At 71.3% G+C, this 14,519-nt stretch carries 13 protein-coding genes; 3 read left to right on the top strand and 10 right to left on the bottom strand.

Annotated features, from left to right (window positions below; genetic code table 11):
- Positions 1 to 11 precede the first annotated feature (11 nt).
- The gene (locus tag ACIPK3_RS16730) at positions 12 to 335 is read right to left on the bottom strand and encodes an STAS domain-containing protein (protein WP_402570308.1); all 324 of its coding nucleotides are present in this window, start codon (positions 333 to 335) and stop codon (positions 12 to 14) included.
- A gap of 181 nt (positions 336 to 516) precedes the next feature.
- A complete protein-coding gene (locus tag ACIPK3_RS16725) occupies positions 517 to 1,365 on the bottom strand; it encodes a 3-hydroxyacyl-CoA dehydrogenase family protein (protein WP_402570306.1) in 849 nt (282 codons plus the stop codon).
- Positions 1,366 to 1,538: 173 nt separating this feature from the next.
- On the opposite strand from ACIPK3_RS16725, the gene ACIPK3_RS16720 reads away from it, so the two are divergent.
- Positions 1,539 to 2,111: a cob(I)yrinic acid a,c-diamide adenosyltransferase gene (locus ACIPK3_RS16720; protein WP_402570304.1), complete on the top strand. Its 573-nt coding sequence runs from the start codon at positions 1,539 to 1,541 to the stop codon at positions 2,109 to 2,111.
- A 45-nt stretch (positions 2,112 to 2,156) separates the two neighbouring features.
- On the opposite strand, the gene nucS is transcribed toward ACIPK3_RS16720, so the two are convergent.
- A complete protein-coding gene (nucS, locus tag ACIPK3_RS16715) occupies positions 2,157 to 2,828 on the bottom strand; it encodes an endonuclease NucS (RefSeq protein WP_402570303.1) in 672 nt (223 codons plus the stop codon).
- A 287-nt stretch (positions 2,829 to 3,115) separates the two neighbouring features.
- On the opposite strand from nucS, the gene ACIPK3_RS16710 reads away from it, so the two are divergent.
- Complete coding sequence (locus ACIPK3_RS16710) at positions 3,116 to 3,508, top strand: SCO5389 family protein (RefSeq protein ID WP_402570302.1); 393 nt, start codon at positions 3,116 to 3,118, stop codon at positions 3,506 to 3,508.
- 112 nt (positions 3,509 to 3,620) lie between these two features.
- On the opposite strand, the gene ACIPK3_RS16705 is transcribed toward ACIPK3_RS16710, so the two are convergent.
- Positions 3,621 to 4,649: an LLM class flavin-dependent oxidoreductase gene (locus tag ACIPK3_RS16705; RefSeq protein ID WP_402570301.1), complete on the bottom strand. Its 1,029-nt coding sequence runs from the start codon at positions 4,647 to 4,649 to the stop codon at positions 3,621 to 3,623.
- 223 nt (positions 4,650 to 4,872) lie between these two features.
- Between ACIPK3_RS16705 and ACIPK3_RS16700 the strand changes: the two genes are divergently transcribed.
- Positions 4,873 to 5,205 carry an ATP/GTP-binding protein gene (locus tag ACIPK3_RS16700; protein WP_402570299.1) on the top strand — a complete coding sequence of 111 codons (333 nt, stop codon included), beginning with the start codon at positions 4,873 to 4,875 and terminating at the stop codon, positions 5,203 to 5,205.
- An 18-nt stretch (positions 5,206 to 5,223) separates the two neighbouring features.
- Here ACIPK3_RS16700 and ACIPK3_RS16695 read toward each other — a convergent pair whose 3' ends face one another.
- From ACIPK3_RS16695 to scy, 6 genes are all read right to left on the bottom strand, one after another.
- Positions 5,224 to 6,108, bottom strand: coding sequence for an ABC transporter permease (locus ACIPK3_RS16695; RefSeq protein ID WP_402570297.1), 885 nt, complete (start codon positions 6,106 to 6,108; stop codon positions 5,224 to 5,226).
- A complete protein-coding gene (locus ACIPK3_RS16690) occupies positions 6,105 to 7,475 on the bottom strand; it encodes an ABC transporter ATP-binding protein (RefSeq protein ID WP_402570295.1) in 1,371 nt (456 codons plus the stop codon). Before ACIPK3_RS16690 ends, ACIPK3_RS16695 begins: the two co-directional genes overlap by 4 nt.
- A gap of 104 nt (positions 7,476 to 7,579) precedes the next feature.
- Positions 7,580 to 8,350: an ABC transporter permease gene (locus ACIPK3_RS16685; protein WP_402570293.1), complete on the bottom strand. Its 771-nt coding sequence runs from the start codon at positions 8,348 to 8,350 to the stop codon at positions 7,580 to 7,582.
- Positions 8,351 to 8,352: 2 nt separating this feature from the next.
- A complete protein-coding gene (locus tag ACIPK3_RS16680; RefSeq protein ID WP_402570292.1) occupies positions 8,353 to 9,306 on the bottom strand; it encodes an ABC transporter ATP-binding protein in 954 nt (317 codons plus the stop codon).
- An 82-nt stretch (positions 9,307 to 9,388) separates the two neighbouring features.
- On the bottom strand, positions 9,389 to 10,327 hold the full coding sequence (locus ACIPK3_RS16675) for a cellulose-binding protein (RefSeq protein WP_402570291.1): 939 nt from the start codon (positions 10,325 to 10,327) through the stop codon (positions 9,389 to 9,391).
- A 141-nt stretch (positions 10,328 to 10,468) separates the two neighbouring features.
- Complete coding sequence (gene scy, locus ACIPK3_RS16670; RefSeq protein ID WP_402570289.1) at positions 10,469 to 14,350, bottom strand: polarized growth protein Scy; 3,882 nt, start codon at positions 14,348 to 14,350, stop codon at positions 10,469 to 10,471.
- Positions 14,351 to 14,519: the final 169 nt, after the last annotated feature.

Raw genomic sequence — 14,519 nt, 5'->3', positions numbered from 1 at the left:
GGATTGCGTGGTCACACCCGGGGCAGCGGCTCCGCGCCGCTCGCCCCCTCGATGGCCAGGATCCGGTGCAGCCGGGTGGCCACCAGCAGGCGTTGCATCTGCGGCGGAACGGCGCGCAGCACCAGCCGTCGGCCGCGACGGCCGGCCCGCCGGTGGGCGCCCATGATCACCCCGAGGCCGGTGGCGTCCCAGGAGTCCAGTCCGGACAGGTCGAGCACCAGGTCGCCGACTCCGCCGTCGACGGCGGAGTGCAGGGCCGTACGGGCGTCCGCCGCGCTGCGGACGTCGAGGCGGCCCCCGACGGCCACTTCGGCGTGGTCGCCCCTGATGTACATATGCGCTCCCCGAGAGTGCGGTGCGTGCTCCAGGTACTAGGTATTCCAAGACGATGCGTTGCAACGTCTGACTGCTCCAGTGGCAATGTGGTTGCCGTCTGTGAGCGAACCGATACGGAATTCACCCCCAGGAGTGATACCCCCGGGGCGTGTGCGGTTTCGGTGGCGGTACGTACGACTTTCAGTACGTGTAGAAGCCCTGCCCGCTCTTGCGCCCGATGTCACCGGCGTCAACCATCCGGCGCATCAGCTCCGGCGGAGCGAACTTCTCGTCCTGGGACTCGGTGTAGATGTTGCCGGTGGCGTGCAGCAGGATGTCCACGCCGGTGAGGTCGGCCGTGGCGAGCGGGCCCATGGCGTGACCGAAGCCCAGCTTGCAGGCGAGGTCGATGTCCTCGGCGGTCGCGACGCCCGACTCGTACAGCTTGGTCGCCTCGACCACGAGGGCCGAGATGAGCCGGGTGGTGACGAAGCCGGCCACGTCCCGGTTGACGACGATGCAGGTCTTGCCGACGGACTCGGCGAACTCCCGCGCGGTGGCGAGGGTTTCGTCGCTGGTCTTGTAGCCGCGGACCAGCTCGACGAGCTGCATCATCGGCACCGGCGAGAAGAAGTGCACGCCGACGACCCGCTCGGGGCGCTCGGTGACCGCCGCGATCTTGGTGATCGGGATGGCGGAGGTGTTGGAGGCGAGCACCGCGTCCGGGCGCACGATCTTGTCGAGCGCACGGAAGATCTCGTGCTTGACCTCAAGCTTCTCGAAGACGGCCTCGACCACGATGTCCGCGTCCGCGGTCGCGTCGAGGTCGGTGGTCGCGGTGATGCGGCCGAGGGCGGCCTCGGCGGCGTCCGCCGCCAACTTGCCCTTGGCGACGAACTTGTCGTACGAGGCCTTGATGCCGTCGGTGCCACGTTTCAGTGCCTCGTCGGTGACGTCACGCAGGACGACGTCCCAGCCCGCCTGCGCGGAGACCTGGGCGATGCCGGAACCCATGAGTCCGGCCCCGATGACGGCGAGCTTCCGTGCCACTGCGACTCCCCTTACACGCTGTTTACGTATGGCTCTTCGCCGGACGATAGCGCTCGCGAGGGGCCACGAATCCAGTAAGTAACGCGTGTCACGGTCTCAGGGCGTGAGACAACCGTCACGTCGAGTCCCCCTGCCCGGCCGGGCACCTGTCGGTCAGCCACTAGATTGACGCCATGGTCAATCTGACGCGCATCTACACCAGGACCGGCGACCAGGGCACCACCGCCCTCGGTGACATGAGCCGGGTCGCCAAGACGGATCTGCGTATCTCCGCGTACGCGGACACCAACGAGGCGAACGCGGTGATCGGTACCGCGATCGCGCTCGGCGGGCTGGAGGAGGAGGTCGTCGCGGTCCTCACCCGGGTGCAGAACGATCTGTTCGACGTGGGCGCGGACCTGTCCACGCCGGTGGCCGAGAACCCGGAGTTCCCGCCGCTGCGCGTCGAGCAGTTCTACGTCGACCGGCTGGAGGCGGACTGCGACCGCTTCAACGAGCGTCTGGAGAAGCTCCGCTCCTTCATCCTCCCCGGCGGCACCCCCGGCGCGGCCCTGCTCCACCAGGCCTGCACGGTCGTCCGCCGCGCCGAACGCTCCACCTGGGCGGCCCTGGAGGCCCACGGCGACGTGATGAACGCGCTGACCGCGACCTACCTCAACCGCCTGTCGGACCTGCTCTTCATCCTGGCCCGCATCGCGAACAAGGCCACGGGTGACGTGCTTTGGGTGCCGGGCGGGGAGCGCTGAGGCCGTTTCCCGAAACCGTTTCCCGGAACAGCCGGAGCTGGTCTCTCAGAACAGCCGGAGCTTGTCGTCCTCGATGCCCCGCAGCGCGTTGTAGTCGAGGATCTGGCAGTCGATGCCGCGGTCCGTGGCGAGGACGCGGGCCTGGGGTTTGATCTCCTGGGCGGCGAAGACGCCGCGTACCGGGGCGAGGTGCGGGTCGCGGTTCAGCAGGTCCAGGTAGCGGGTGAGCTGCTCCACGCCGTCGATCTCGCCGCGCCGCTTGATCTCGACCGCGACCGTCCGGCCCTCGGCGTCCCGGCACAGGATGTCGACCGGGCCGATGGCGGTCATGTACTCACGGCGGATCAGGGTGTAGCCGTCGCCGAGGGTTTCGATCCGGTCGGCGAGCAGCTCCTGGAGGTGCGCTTCCACGCCGTCCTTGATCAGGCCCGGGTCCACGCCCAGTTCGTGCGAGGAGTCGTGGAGGACCTCCTCCATCGTGATGATCAGCTTCTCGCCGGCCTTGTTCACGACGGTCCAGACGCCCGTCTCGCCGTCCGCCCCCTCCTTCAGGGTGCAGGGCGGCGACATCCAGTTGAGGGGCTTGTACGCCCGGTCGTCCGCGTGGATCGAGACGCTGCCGTCTGCCTTGACCAGGATCAGGCGGGGGGCCGAGGGGAGGTGGGCGGTGAGCCGGCCGGCGTAGTCGACCGAGCACCGGGCAATGACGAGACGCATGGTCGGCAACGCTACTCGACGCCCCGGGGTGCACGCGATTCGCCCGAGGGTGCTTCCCCTGTGGCCCCTTGCGGCCGACTCGTGCTTTCTGGCAACCCGTGTTCATATCTGGCCGATTGTGCGCCTAAAGGGACCGGCGCATGTGCGCATTCTCCTGGTGCGGCCACGGACCGTTGCCTACCGTAGTGAACGGGAGGTCGCGGCGCATGTACTCAGAGTGTTCGATACCGCGAACTCCCCTACCTGTCCGGCAACCCCTGCTGTTCGGGGGTGCGAGAGGAGAACCCATGTCGCTCGACGTCTCACCGGCCCTACTGGAACAGGCCGAGCGAGGCGAGGTCGACGAAGCAGACTTCGTCGACTGCGTCCGGACCTCCCTGCCCTTTGCGTGGGAGATGATCAGCTCCCTGGTGGCCCAGCTGAAGGTGGACGGCGGACAGTTCGCCGACAACCAGACGCCCCCGCCGGACGAGCAGGCACGGGGTCAGCTGCTCCGCGCGCTCGCGAGTGACGCCATACGCGGCGCGCTCCAGCGGCACTTCGGCGTACGGCTGGCCTTCCAGAACTGCCATCGGGTGGCGGTGTTCCCGCTCGACACCTCGGTCGACGAGGCGCTGACCCGCTTCACTTCGGTGCGCGGTCAGCTGCTGAACCAGTCCCCGGAGCTCAGGGACTGCTGACGCGAGATCCGGGCACTGCTGACGCAGTGAGCCGCTTGCTTGCCGCTCCGTACGCAGGAGGTGCATCAGTACCGGGGCGGCAAGCTCCCCGAACGGCCGGGCCGTACACGGCTCAGCGGAGGTGGGGGAGCACCTCCGCGCCCAGCCGCCGCACGTTCTCCTCGGTCGCCGCCAGGTCTCCCGAGCCCTCCACCAGCAGCGCGAAACGGGAGATCCCGGTCCGCTCGGAGGTCGCGGCGAGCCGGTCGGCGCACAGCCGGGGTGTGCCCACCGGGTGCAGCCCGCAGAGCAGCTCGGTGTACGCCAGCGGGTCGCGCATCGCGCGTTTGCGGTCGTCCACCGTCACATGGGCCGCGAGGCCCTGCCGGAACCAGCCCGGCATCGCCTTCAGCAGTGTTTCGGCCGCGTCCGGGCGCCGGTCCGCGATCTGGCAGACGCCCGCCGAGACATGGGCCGCGCCGAGGATCTCATCCTGCGGGCGTCCTGCCGCGCGCGCGTGCCGCCGCCACAGGGCGACCATATCGGCCTTCTCCTCGTCCCCGATGTGCATCCCGAGCAGCATCGGCAGCCCGCGCTCGGCCGCCAGCCGGACGCTCTCCGCCGAGGTGCACGCGACGACGACCTCGGGACCCGGGGCGTCCGTCAGGGCCTCGGAGGGCCGGGGTACGACGGGGACCTCACGGAAGGAGAACCGGTCGCCCGAGGCGGACACCGCGGGCTCGCCCAGCCAGCGGAGCAGCAGGTCGAGGGACTCCGGGAACCCCTGTTCGTAGGCCGCCAGGCCGGTGCCGAACACCTCCAGGTCCACCCAGGGGCCGCCCCGGCCCACGCCCAGCGTGAACCGTCCGCCGCTCGTCACATGGAGCAGTGCGGTCTGCTCGCCGAGGGCGACCGGGTGGACGGTGGACATCACGCTCACCGCGGTGCCGACCCGGATACGGTGGGTGCGCCCCAGCAGCAGGGCGGCCAGGGTGACCGCCGACGGACAGGTGCCGTACGGCACGAAGTGGTGTTCGCCGATCCAGACGGTGTCCAGTCCCGCCTGCTCGGCGACCTCCGCCGAGCGAACCGCCCGGTGCAGTGCCTCCCCCTGGCCCTGGCCCGGGAACTGGGCGGCCAGCACAAAACTTCCGACGTGCATGGTTCTTCCTGCTTCCCTTGGCTCCGACACGGAGCTCCCCCACACGGCATAACCGTCCGACACGTGCCAAGGACACGGCATCGTGGAGAGATTTGCCGATTGTCTGGAGAACGGGTCTTCGCGGAGGGGGACTTGTGTAGATTGGCGCGCTACGCGTACCCCTGTGCGTGCCGCGTAGGCTGGAATCCGCCCGTGCGTCCTGTATAGCCCCGAGAGGTGTCCCGTGTCCCCGCGTCGCAACCGAGCCAAGGGAGCCGGATCGTCCGGCCCGAGCGCCGAGGACGACCGCGCCGACCGATACGGCGGCTGGCAGTCCACGGAGAGCTGGCAGGGGGAGGAGTGGAACGTGCGCCATGTGGCCGGGGCGAGCACGGCGGGCAAGACCTACCGCTGCCCCGGCTGCGACCAGGTGATCCCGTCCGGCGTCCCGCACGTGGTGGCCTGGGCGGAGTACTCGGGCGTGGACGACCGCCGGCACTGGCACAAGGCCTGCTGGAACGCGAAGGACCGCCGCACCACGTCGGTGCGGCGGTCCCGGAACGCGCCCAGGTTCTAGGGTCCGGACTCCGGGCCCTCAGACGTCCCGCTTCTCCAGCAGCGCGTAGGCCCCGGCGAACGCCAGCACCGTCGCGCCCAGGATGATCCACAGCGGGTCCCAGCCGGAGGGGCCGGATCCGCTGAGGGAGTTGGAGTAGAAGACGCTCAGCTGGTTCGGGATCGAGTACTCGAGGAGCGCCTGGCGCACGTCCTCCAGCGACTGGGAGAACATGAACAGCGCGATCACCAGCGGGGCGAGCAGGGCACCGATCATGATCGTGACGGCGCCCGCCGAGTGCCGGATGATCGAGCCGATCAGCAGCGCGAACAGTCCGAGCAGCGCGATGTAGAGGCTGACGCCGACCGTGCCCTTCAGCCATTCGCCGCCGGACGGGGTCTCGGCGCCGTTCCCCTCCAGCATCGGCACCTGCACCATGGCGACGAACGACGCGGAGGCGAGCGTCACCACGAAGGCGACGAGGAAGAACACGATCGCCTTGGCCGTGAGCACCCGGCCCCGGCTGGGGCAGGCGGTCATGGTCGTGCGGATCATCCCCGTGCCGTACTCCGACGACGTGGTCAGCACGCCGAGCGTGATGATGCACATGGAGCCGAGGAGCAGCCCGAAGAAGCCCATGCTCAGCGGGTTCTCGCCATCGAGGTCCGACGACGAGCTGCTGACCACGGTGCCGGCCAGCAGACCGATGCCGATCACGAGGAGCACGAACACCCCGAGCGTCCACATGGTCGAGCGGACCGACTTGATCTTCGTCCACTCGGAGGCCAGCGCGTGTCCGAGGTGCGTGCGCACCACCGGGATCGGCGAGCTGTAACCGGGGTACGACCCACCCGGCGCCGCCTGCCAGTGCTGCGGGGCCGGGGCAGCGGCTGCCTGCGGCATGGGGGGCTGTGGGGTGCTCATCGGGCGTCCTCGGGCTTGGTCAGGTCGGCGGGGGCGGCGGTGGGTGCGGCCGGCTGCGGAGACGATTCGGCAGCGGGGGCCGGGGACTGCTGCGGCTCGGGCTGCGCGGGGGCGGCCGGGGCGGCCGCCGGGGCCGCGGGAGCGGCTGCCGGGGCACTGGTGGGCGCGGCCGGTGCTGCCGCTGCTGCGGGCGCTGCCGGGGCGGGCTGCGCGTAAGGGTTCGGGTGACCGGCGGCAGGAGCCCCGGCGGGCGCGGCGGGGGCGCCGTACGGGTGGGGCGCACCCGGAGCGGCGTACGACCCGGCGGGCGCCGGACCCTGCATGGCGAACGGCTGGCCGCCCTGCTGGGGCGGCGGCGGGGCGTACCAGCCCGGCTGGCCCTGGCCCGGCACCGGCATCGGCGGCTGGGCGCCGGGCGGCAGGGGCTGCTGGAGGCCGGCCCGCTGGTCGATGGTCGAGCGGTAGTCGACGGCGCCCTGCGTCATCCGCATGTACGCCTCCTCCAGGGACGCCTGGTGCGGAGAGAGCTCCCACAGGCGCACGTCGGCATCGTGCGCCAGGTCGCTGATGCGGGGGAGCGGCAGTCCGGTGACCCGGAGCGCGCCGTCCTGCTCCGACATCACATGTCCGCCCGCCTCGGTCAGCGCGGACGTCAGCTTCTCGCGCAGCTGCGGGTCGGTGTCCGGAGTGCGTACGCGCGCGAAGTCGGCGGAGTTGGCCGAAATGAAGTCCTTCACACTCATGTCGGCGAGCAGCTGTCCGCGCCCGATCACGATGAGGTGGTCGGCGGTCAGCGCCATCTCGCTCATCAGGTGGCTGGAGACGAACACCGTCCGCCCCTCGGCGGCGAGCGCCCGCATCAGGTTCCTCACCCAGAGGATGCCCTCGGGGTCGAGGCCGTTGACCGGCTCGTCGAACAGCAGCACCTGGGGGTCGCCGAGCAGCGCGGCGGCGATGCCAAGCCGCTGTCCCATACCGAGGGAGAAGCCCTTGGACCGCTTCTTGGCCACGTCCTGGAGGCCGACCACGCCGAGCACCTCGTCCACCCGGCGGGCCGGGATGCCCGACAGCTGGGCCAGGCACAGCAGGTGGTTGCGGGCGTGCCGGCCGCCGTGCACCGCCTTGGCGTCGAGCAGCGCGCCGACCTGGCGGGCGGCGTTGGGAAGCCTGCGGTACGGGTAGCCGCCGATCGTCACTGAGCCCGCGGTGGGATTGTCCAGACCCAGGATCATCCGCATGGTCGTCGACTTGCCGGAACCGTTCGGTCCGAGGAAGCCGGTGACGGCACCCGGCCGTACCTGGAAGGAAAGGTTGTAGACGGCGGTCTTGTCGCCGTATCGCTTGGTCAGGCCGACAGCCTCGATCATGCTCCGCACCCATCGAAAGGATCAGGACAGCAGGGCACAGGGCCCCCGTAAGGGTTAGGAGGATATCCGGGCGCTGACGGTTCCGCTCAAGAGGAAGTAAAACTTCAGGCGTCACGCTGCTTCAGCAGCGCATAACCGCCCGCGATCACCGCGATCACCCAGAGCAGCATGATGCCGAGGCCGCCCCAGGGGCCGTACGGGGTGTCGTCACCGACCCGGGGGATCACCTGCATGATCCGACTGCCCGCCTGGTCGGGCAGAAACCGGCCGATCTTCTTCGTGGCGTCCACGTTGCCGAGGATGTTGGAGATCAGGAAGAAGAACGGCATCAGGATGCCGAGCGACAGCATCGGCGAGCGCAGCATCGCGGCGACACCCATCGAGAACATCGCGATCAGCGTCATGTAGAGGCCGCCGCCGATGACCGCCCGCAGCACCCCGGTCTCGCCGATGTCCGTCCCGTGGGAGCCGAGCATCGCCTGGCCGAGGAAGAAGGCGGCGAAGCTGGTGACCATGCCGACGGCCAGGGCCAGCCCGGTCGCCACCGCGATCTTGCTGAACAGGAAGGTGGCGCGCTGCGGAACGGCGGCCAGCGAGGTGCGGATCATGCCGGTGCTGTACTCGTTCGACACGACCAGCACCCCGAACACGATCATCGCCAGCTGCCCGAGGGTCATGCCCGCGAAGCTGATGAAGGTCGGGTCGAAGGACCCCCGCTCCTGGGCGGGCATCCTGTCGAACTGGTGCCGGGACAGCGCCGAGATCAGCATGCCGAGAGCGACGGTGACGACGACGGCGAGGGACAGCGTCCACACGGTGGACGCGACGGACCGGATCTTCGTCCACTCGGAGCGGACGACCTGGACGACCACCACGGTCAGCCTTCCTTCCAGCCGGTGCCCCAGTCCTGCGGGACGGGGGCGGCGTCGGTGTGTGCGTGGTACTCGACGGACTGCGCGGTCAGCCGCATGAACGCCTCCTCGAGCGAGGCCTGCTGGGGGCTCAGCTCGTGCAGGACGATCCCGCCCCGCGCGCACAGCTCCCCGATCTGCTCCGCCTTGCCCCCGTCCACCTCCAGCGTGCCGCCGCCGGACTCCACCACGGTGATCCCGGCCTCGTGCAGCGCGTCGAGCAGCCGCTCGCGCTGCGGGGTGCGGATCCGGACGTACGACCGCGAGTTCTGGCGGATGAAGTCCGCCATGGACATGTCCGCCAGGAGCCGGCCCTGTCCGATCACGACCAGGTGATCGGCGGTCAGCGCCATCTCGCTCATCAGATGACTGGAGACGAACACCGTCCGGCCCTGAGCGGCGAGCGACTTCATCAGGTTGCGGATCCAGTGGATGCCCTCGGGGTCGAGTCCGTTGACCGGCTCGTCGAACATCAGGATCCGCGGGTCGCCGAGCAGCGCGCCCGCGATCCCGAGCCGCTGCCCCATGCCCAGCGAGAACCCCTTGGCCTTCTTCCGCGCCACCGCCGTGAGGCCCACCGTGTCCAGCACCTCGTGGACCCGGCTCCTCGGGATCCCGTTGCTCTGGGCGAGGCACAGCAGATGGTTGAAGGCACTCCGGCCGCCGTGCACCCCCTTGGCCTCCAGCAGCGCCCCGATGTACGTCAGGGGGTCCTTCAACTGGTCGTAGTGCCTGCCGTCGATCCGGACATCACCCGAGGTGGGGTGGTCGAGTCCGAGGATCATCCGCATGGTCGTGGACTTCCCGGCGCCGTTGGGCCCGAGGAACCCCGTGACGATGCCGGGTGTGACGGCGAAGGACAGGCCGTCGACCGCGACCTTCTCGCCGTACCGCTTGGTCAGCCCCGAGAGCTCGATCATGCGGTCACGCTAAGACGGGACGAGGCCCCCTGCCACCGGAGCGGCAGGGGGCCTCGACCTCGTCGTCGACAGGCGCCGGGAGTTACCGGGTCTGCTGCGCCGGCACGCCCCGGGAGACGGGCTCGTCCTCGGTCGCGGGGGCGCCGGTGGCGGCCACCGCGGCGCCGGTCAGCGTGGCGAGCATCTCGCGGACGTTCGTCAGCTGGGCGTTGATGGAGTCGCGGCGGTTGGTCAGCGCGGCCAGCTCGCGCTCGGATTCCGAGCGGATGCGGTCGGCCTTGGCGTTGGCGTCGGCCACGATGTCCTCGGCCTGGCGCTGGGCCGTCTCGACCGTCTGGCGGGCGCGGCGCTCGGCGTCGGTGCGCAGCTTCTCCGCCTCCAGACGCAGCTGCTCGGCGCGGTGCTCGATCTCCGCCAGGCGCTTCTCGGCCTTCTGCTGACGCGAGGCCAGGTCACGCTCGGACTGCTCGCGGCGCTTGGCCAGGTTCGTCTCGAAGTCGGCGGCGGCCTGCGCGGCCTTGGCACGGGTCTCCTCGAAGAGGGCGTCGGCCTCCTCGCGCTTGGACTGCGCGTCCTTCTGCGCCTCGGAGCGCAGCTGCGAGGCGTCGCTCTTGGCCTTCTCGACGATACGGACGCCCTCGTCCTCGGCCTTGGACTTGCGCTCGGCCGCGAACGACTCCGCGTCGTTGCGCACCTGCTGGGCCGCCGACTCGGCGAGCTCGCGGTGCTGCTCCGCCGCGCGTCGGGCCTCCTCACGCAGATCCTTGGCCTCTTCCTCGGCCAGGCGCAGGATCTTCTCGACCCGCGCGCCGAGACCCGCGTACGACGGCTCCGCGTCGGTGACCTGGGCCTGGGCGTTCTGCGTTTCGAGGTGCAGCTCCTCGATGCGCTTTTCCAGAGCGGTGATGCGGGCGAGAGCGCTGTCACGGTCGGAGACGAGCTTGGAGATCCGTTCGTCCACCTGAGCGCGGTCGTACCCACGCCGCACTAGCTCGAAGCCGTAGGGGGAAGTGTCGCTCATGGGGTTCCTGTCGAATGGGACCGGTGAGGTGTTAGGGGGAATCCTAGGGGCCGATGCGGTGTGTCATCGAGCGTATGCGTGTTTGATCTGGAGAATGACACCCCTTTTGAGTGGTCGGACGGGGGGGTACTTGCCACTTGGCTAGTCTTCGGTCGACTTGCCACCCGAACGAGGCGTTCCGATGGACGCCGCCGCCTTGACGGCCGAGTCCTTCGCCCCTCCCGGTGCCTCGAACGACGTCAACGCCTCCAGGACCGTCTGCACCCGAGCGATCTCGGCGTTGATGTCCTCGCGGCGGCGGGCCAGGATCTCCAGCTCACGCTTGCCCTCCTCGACCGTCTGCTTGGCCTCGCGGATCGCCTCGGCCTTCAGCTCCTCGGCCTCGCGGACCAGGGTGGCCTTCTTCTGCTCGGCCTCCTTGAGCAGACCCTCGGCCTTCTTCACGGCCGCGATCCGCACCTTGCCCGCCTCGGAGTTGGCCTCCGACACGATCTCCTTGGCCTTCGTCTGCGCCTTGGCGTGCTGCTCCTCCGCGGACTTGATGAGCGCGTCGCAGCGGTCGCCGGTCGACTTCATGGTCTCGGCCGACTCACGACGGGCCCGCTCGTGCAGCTCCTCGATCTCGGCGGTGATCCGCTCGCGCAGCTCGTCCGCCCGCTCCCGGATGGCGGTGGAGTCCCGGCGCGCGCCGACCAGCAGCTCGTCCGCGTCCGTACGGGCCTTCTCCACCAGGGCGTTGCCCTCGATCCGCGCCTCGGAGACCAGCCGGTCCGCCTCGCTGCGGGCCGCGCCGACCATCGTGTCCGCCTGCGACTCGGCGTCCGCGGTGGTCTTCAGCGCCTGCTGCTGCGCCTCGGTCAGCAGCTTGTCGGCCTCCGCCGTGGTCTCCGTGATGAGCGTGTCGACCTGCTCGGCCGCCTCGGAACGCCGCTTGTTGGCGTCCTTGCGGGCCTCGTCCAGCGTCTGCTCCGCCTCCTGGCGCGCGGAGCCCAGCAGCCGCTCGGCCGCCGCCTCCGCGTCCGCCCGCAGCCGGTCGGACTCGGCGCGGATCCGCTCGGCGTGCTGCTGCGCGGAGACGATGGTCTCGGCGGCCTCGGCGCGCAGCCGCTCGGCGTCCCCGGTGGCGTCCGTGATCAGCTTCTCGGCGCCCGCGACGGCCTCCGCCCGGACCCGGTCGGCCTCCGCGACGGTGTCCGTCTGGAGCCGCTCCGCCTCGGCGAGGGTCTCCGCCTGGAGCCGCTCCGCCTCCGCGCGTGCCTCGGTGATGAGCGTGTCGGCCTGCGTCGCCGCGTCCGACCGGATGCGGTTGGCGTCCTCGCGGGCCTCGGCCCGGGTGCGGGTCGCGGCCTGGTCGGCCTCCGCGATCGCGTCCGAGGCCTCCGTGCGCACCCGCTGGGCGTGCGCCGCCGCGTCCGTCCGCAGCCGCTCCGCCTCGGTGATCGCCTCCGCCGTCGTACGCTCCGCGAGCGCCCTGGCCGCGTCGGCCTCCTCCTGCGCCTCGCGCCGCAGTCGGCTCGCGTCCTCACTGGCCCGCTCCCGCTCGGCGTAGGCGTCGGAACGGACCCGGTCCGCCTCCTCCTCGGCCTCCCGCCGGGTACGGTCCGCCACGTGCTCGGCGGCCGAGCGCAGACCGGTGATCTCCTCCTGCGCCTGCTCGTGCAGCCCCGCGACGGAGTCCCGTACCTGCTGGGCGTGCTGTTCGGCCCCGGACACCATCTCGGTGGCGCGCCGGTCGGCCTCCTCGACCAGGCGTACGGCCTCGGCCTGCGCCTCCTCCACGCGGTTGCGCGCCGACGCCAGCAGTTCCTCGCTCTGCTCGCGGGCCTGCTCACGCTCCTGGCCGGCCTCGGTGCGCGCGGCACCGAGCAGCTCCTCGGCCTCGCGGCGGCGCCGGGTGGCCTCCTCCTGGGCGGCCGCCAGGGTCTCCGACGCCTCGGTGCCCAGCCGTTCGGCGGCGGCCTGCGCCTCCGCCCGCACCCGGTCGGCGCTCTCCTGCGCCTCCGACTTCAGCCGCTCGGCCTCGGCAGCCGCCTCCGACCGCAGTCGTACGGCGACCGACTCGCCCTCCGCGCGGGACGCGGACGCGTCCGCCGCGGCCTCGGTGCGCAGCCGCTCCGCCTCCGCCTCCGCCTGCTGCTGGAGCGTGCGGATCCGTTCGGCGGCCTCGGCGCGCAGCCGCTCGCCCTCCTCGGACGCCTCCCGGCGGACCCGGGCGGCCTCCTCACGGGCCTCGGTCAGCGCCTGCTCGGCCGACGCGAGCCGGTCCTCGGCCTCGCCGTGCAGCCGGGTCAGCTCCTCGGCGGCCTCCGCACGCCGCGCCTCGACCGCGCGTTCGGTCTCCTCGCGCAGCTCGCGTGCGGCCCGCTCGGCGTCGTCCTTGACCGCCTCGACCTGCTCGTCGGCCTCCGCGCGGTGCCGTTCGGCCTCCTTGCGGGTGCGCTCCAGGGTCTCCTCGGCCTGCCGGCGCAGCGCGGTGGCGCGCTCGATGGCCTCGGTGCGGACCTTCTCGCTGTCCGTCGTGGCGCTCTGCCGCAGCTCGTCCGCGTCGACCTTGGCCTTGGCCAGCAGCTCCTCGGCGGACTTGGCCGCCTGCTCGATCTGCTGGACGGCCTCGCGCCGGGCCTCGGCGCGGATGCTGTCGCCCTCGGCGACCGCGTCCGAACGCAGCTGCTCGGCCTCACCGCGCAGCCGACGGGCCTCCTCCTGGAGCTCGACCGTCTTGGCGCGGTACTCCTTGGTGTCGTCCTTGGCCGCGCCCTTGAGCTGCTCGGCGATGTCGTGCGCCTCGGCCCGCAGCCGGTCCGACTCGGCCTCCGCCTCGGTGCGGATCCGCTCGGCCTCCTCGGCGGCGGCCTTCGTGGTCTGCCGGGCCTCCTCGGCCGCCTTGTTCAGGACGTCCTCGGCGGTCTTCGCGGCCTTGCCCAGCTGGGAGGCGGTCTCCTCGGCGGTGACGCTGCGGGCCTTGTCACCGGCCTCGGCGAGGATCTTCTCCGCCTCGGCGCGGGCGTCCGCGACGACCTGCTCGGCGTCCGCCCTGGTGCTCTCGGCCTCCTTGGTGGCCTCGCCGACCAGCCGGGCGACCTGCTCCTTAGCCGTACGCGTGCGCTGCTCGTTGGTGGACTCGGCGGTCGACAGGGCCTTGGCGGCGGCCTCCTTCGCCTCCGCGAGCACCTTCTCGGCCTCGGACTGCGCCTTGCGCAGCGACTCCTCGGCCTCCGCCATCCGCTGCTCGGCGGCCCGGCTCAGCTCACCCGCCTGGCGGCGGGCGGTGTCCGACTCCGTGGCGGTGGAGCTGCGCAGCTGCTCGGCGTGCTCGGTGGCCTCCTGGGCCTGCGTCGACGCGGCGTTCAGCAGCCGCTCGGCGTCGGTGCGGGCGCGCCGCAGCAACTGCTCGGCCTCCGCGCGGGCGGCCTCGGCGTCGCTGGTGAGCCGCTGCCTGGCCTCGGCGGTCAGCCGTTCGGCCTCGGCGCGGGCGGCCGTCATGGCCTGCTCGGCCTCGGCGCGCGACTCGTCGAGCAGCCGCCGGGCCTGCGCCTCGGTGCGGGCCCGCAGCTGCTCCGCCCAGGCCACGTTCTCGTTGACGTGCGACTCGACCGTCTGCCGGCGCTCGGCCAGCTCCTGGTCCAGCTGCTGGCGGCGGGTGACGGCCTCGGTGTGCAGCTCCGCCTGGAGCCGGGCGGAGTGCTCGGCGTGCTCCTGGAGGATCCGCTGGGTCTGCGCGCGGGCCTGGCTCAGCTCCCGCTCGGCGTCCTGGCGCAGCTGGTCCGCCTGGACCTGCGCGTTCCGCAGCAGCTGCTCGGCCTGATAGCCGATGTCACCGCCGTCGAAGGCGGGCCGGGACATGATGGTGCGCCGCGCCTCATGCAGCTTGGCGCGCAGCACCTCGACCTGGTAGCCGAGGTCCTCGGCATGCTGGATCGCCTTTTCCCGCTCGGTCTTCAGCCGCTTCATCTCGGCCTCGAACCGAGAGAGGTGGTCGACGTCAGCCGCCGGCTCTCGCTCCTGGCTCTCGTAGCCCCGCACTGCGCGGTCCCATCCGTCCCCTGGTCGCAAGCCTGTCCAAACGAGCCTCGTCCGTCCGCCGAACGTGGCCCCCGGGGAATGGTGTCAGATCAACGGCGGAGCGCACGGGCTGCTGCCCCGACGCTCGTCCCCCGAAACCCGGACCCCGGAAAGCGGTCACCCCGGACTT

It is taken from the genome of Streptomyces sp. NPDC086787 (genome assembly GCF_044745865.1).
GTDB lineage: Bacteria > Actinomycetota > Actinomycetes > Streptomycetales > Streptomycetaceae > Streptomyces.
This window is presented reverse-complemented; position numbering and strand designations above follow the sequence as displayed.

Excerpts from the sequence above, each read along its gene's own strand:
- ACIPK3_RS16730 (WP_402570308.1), bottom strand. The coding sequence starts at position 335 with ATGTACATCAGGGGCGACCACGCCGAAGTGGCCGTCGGGGGCCGCCTC.
- ACIPK3_RS16675 (WP_402570291.1), bottom strand. The coding sequence starts at position 10,327 with ATGAGCGACACTTCCCCCTACGGCTTCGAGCTAGTGCGGCGTGGGTAC.
- ACIPK3_RS16710 (WP_402570302.1), top strand. The coding sequence starts at position 3,116 with ATGTCGCTCGACGTCTCACCGGCCCTACTGGAACAGGCCGAGCGAGGC.
- nucS (WP_402570303.1), bottom strand. The coding sequence starts at position 2,828 with ATGCGTCTCGTCATTGCCCGGTGCTCGGTCGACTACGCCGGCCGGCTC.
- ACIPK3_RS16720 (WP_402570304.1), top strand. The coding sequence starts at position 1,539 with ATGGTCAATCTGACGCGCATCTACACCAGGACCGGCGACCAGGGCACC.
- ACIPK3_RS16680 (WP_402570292.1), bottom strand. The coding sequence starts at position 9,306 with ATGATCGAGCTCTCGGGGCTGACCAAGCGGTACGGCGAGAAGGTCGCG.
- ACIPK3_RS16690 (WP_402570295.1), bottom strand. The coding sequence starts at position 7,475 with ATGATCGAGGCTGTCGGCCTGACCAAGCGATACGGCGACAAGACCGCC.
- ACIPK3_RS16695 (WP_402570297.1), bottom strand. The coding sequence starts at position 6,108 with ATGAGCACCCCACAGCCCCCCATGCCGCAGGCAGCCGCTGCCCCGGCC.
- ACIPK3_RS16705 (WP_402570301.1), bottom strand. The coding sequence starts at position 4,649 with ATGCACGTCGGAAGTTTTGTGCTGGCCGCCCAGTTCCCGGGCCAGGGC.